Annotated in this window: 3 protein-coding genes; all 3 read right to left on the minus strand. The window is 68.5% G+C overall.

Annotation, left to right across the window (positions count from 1 at the left end; all coding sequences use genetic code 11):
* Positions 1–279: DUF3325 domain-containing protein (locus DBR12_RS13975; RefSeq protein WP_108617815.1), on the minus strand; the 279-nt coding region annotated here is incomplete at its 3' end.
* A gap of 5 nt (positions 280–284) precedes the next feature.
* A complete protein-coding gene (locus DBR12_RS13980) occupies positions 285–2,099 on the minus strand; it encodes a PepSY-associated TM helix domain-containing protein (RefSeq protein WP_369861569.1) in 1,815 nt (604 codons plus the stop codon).
* Complete coding sequence (locus DBR12_RS13985; RefSeq protein ID WP_108617816.1) at positions 2,096–2,404, minus strand: DUF3649 domain-containing protein; 309 nt, start codon at positions 2,402–2,404, stop codon at positions 2,096–2,098. The genes DBR12_RS13980 and DBR12_RS13985 overlap by 4 nt, the downstream gene beginning before the upstream one ends.
* Positions 2,405–2,523 lie beyond the last annotated feature (119 nt).

Here is a 2,523-nt window from a genome sequence, read left to right on the forward strand (position 1 = left end):
CAGCGGCGCGCGCCGGGGCTGCCAGGTCACGGTGGCCGTCACGGCCACGGCAGCCACCGACAAGGCCACCGCCCAGGCCGCTACGCCCAGCGAGGCAGGCGTACTACCTGTCGGGAGGGCTGCCAGCCACAGCGACAGCAGCAGCAGCAGCCACCCGGCCCGGCGCAGCTGTTGCAGGTGGCGGGCCGCACCTTCGCGGCCTGTGGCGTCTTCGTGGTGGCGATCCATGCCCAGCGCAATGGCCGACCAGGCCGCAAAACACAGCAGAAAAGCGGACATGGTGCTCAGGCTCCCGAGGTCGAAACGGACACGTCGGGTGTCGCAGGCGATGCGGCAGCAGGGGGCGTGCGTGGTGCCTTGGCCGCAGCCGCTTTGCCGTTGGTTACTCGGCCCGGGCGCAGCCGCCATGACAGCCAGCCCAGCAGCAGCCCGGTGGTCAGGAAGGCCAGGTCCATGCTGGCCCACACCCATTCACCCGCAGGCAGCGTGATGCCCAGGTGGGTGTGTGTGGTCAGCGCATTGACGACCGGGAGCAGCGCCCACACCAGCCCTGCCACGCCCAGTGGCACCGACCAGCCCACGCGGCTGGGCCGCACCACGGCGCAACCCAGCGCCCACAGCAGTGCCAGGCCCCAGGCGCTGAAGAACCACGCCAGTTCCACATCGGCCCGGCCTTCGGTGCCCAGCGGGATCAGTCGGTTTGATGCGATGTACACGCCGCAGGCCAGCGGCAGGCCCGCCAGGGTTGCGATGTTGATGGCAGCCACCAGGCGCTCGCCAAAGGGTGCCTTGGGCGTGGCTGCATCCGCTGCGTTTGTGGCGCCTTTGCGGCTGGCCTGTGTCAGCGACTTGGCGCTGCGCTTGACCGACCACAGCACCATGCCCGTGGCGATCATCAGGCAGCCCAGAAGGCCAAAGCCAAACAGCGCCCAGCGCAGGCCGGTGTCGGCAAACCGCGCCACATGTAGGCCCACCAGCACGCCATAGGTCTTGACCGCGGGGCCGGTGGCGTCGGCCTGGTCCAGCCACTGGCCGGTGGTGGCGTCAAACAGCAAGCGCGGCGGGCGGTATTGCAGGCGGTCGCCTTCGTGGCGGGTGACCTCGACCACGGCGCGGCCCTTGGCGTCGCGGCGTGCCTGCACGCTGCCGATGCGCCCGCCGTCCCAGCGGGTGCGGGCCTCGTTCAGGATGGGCGCGAGCGTGATGGCGGGAAGGGGTTCTACCTTGTCGGCGGCGCCACGGCGGGCGCGGTTTTCGGCTTTGTCGCCCTGCAGGTCGGCAAAGTACGCGTTGGAGTCCACGCCCTTCTCGCCCTTGTAGGCCGTGGCAATGCCGGAAGGCATGTACAGCGAGTGGAAGATCATCAGTCCGCTGAAGGTGATCATCAAATAGAACGGCAACACCAGCACGCCGGTGACGTTGTGTGCGTCCAGCCAGGCGCGCTGTCCGCCCTTGTTGGGGCGGAAGGTGAAGAAGTCCTTGAAGATACGGCGGTGCGTGATCACGCCAGTGATCAGCGCCACAAACATCAGCATGGTGGCCACGCCCACCACCCAGCGGCCTTCGAGTGTCCAGCGCCCTTTCTGCGCCGTGCGCAGCTCGAAGTGGAAGCGGTAGAAGAAGTCGCCACCCATGGTCTGGCGGGTGTCGATGGCCTCGCCGGTCTGCGGGTTCATGCGCATCGTCTCGAAGCGGCCGTTACCAGTGTCGCGCCACAGGATGTTGACGGCGGGATCGCGGTCGTCGGGCAGGTGCATGATCCACTGCGTGACGTTGGGCAGCTTGCGCACCAGTGCGTCCAGGGCCTTTTGCGCCACCTGCGGGTCGGTGGCATCCACCGGCTGCAGGCCATGCATCTCGGGGCGCATCCACAGGTTGAACTCGTTCTTGAAGAAGGAGAGCGTGCCGGTGAGGAAGATCGCAAACAGCAGCCAGCCCAGGATGAGCCCGGCCCAGGTATGCAGCCACGACATGGCCTGGCGAAAACCTTCGCGGTCGTTGGGGGCCTTGGGGACTCTGGCCTTGCTGGGGGTGTCGGTGGCCGCGTTGTCAGGGGCGCGCTCTGGCGCGGCGTCGGGTGTCAGTGTGGTGGTGCTCATGCCGCCGCCTTCATCCATTGCGGTGCCATGGCGCAGGCGCCCAGTACCAGTGCGGGCAGCAGCGTGCCACCCCACGCCCCCCAGGCGGTGCGCGCATAAAAAGCCCAGCCTGCGGCAGCGGCATACACCAACCAGGCGAGCATGGTGGCGGTGATCACGGCCTCCACACGTGGCATGCACTGCGCAAGCAGCAGCGACATCGCCGCCGTGAAGCCTGCTGCCAGCGCATAGCCGCCCCCCACTGCCGCCACGGCGCGCGAGGTGACTGCCAGCCGGTAGCGCCAATCGGCGCGGGCGGTTTTCATGGCCGAGCCCGGGTGGCGCCGGGCGTGGAAGGCCGAGAGGAAAGGGGCAGCGTCCCTGCAAGGCAGGGGCGGGCGGTGTGGCGCAGCATCAGCAAAGAGGCTCCAGGCAGGTGTGTGTG

Origin of the sequence: Acidovorax sp. HMWF029 (genome assembly GCF_003060895.1) — a bacterium.
GTDB lineage: Bacteria > Pseudomonadota > Gammaproteobacteria > Burkholderiales > Burkholderiaceae_C > Acidovorax.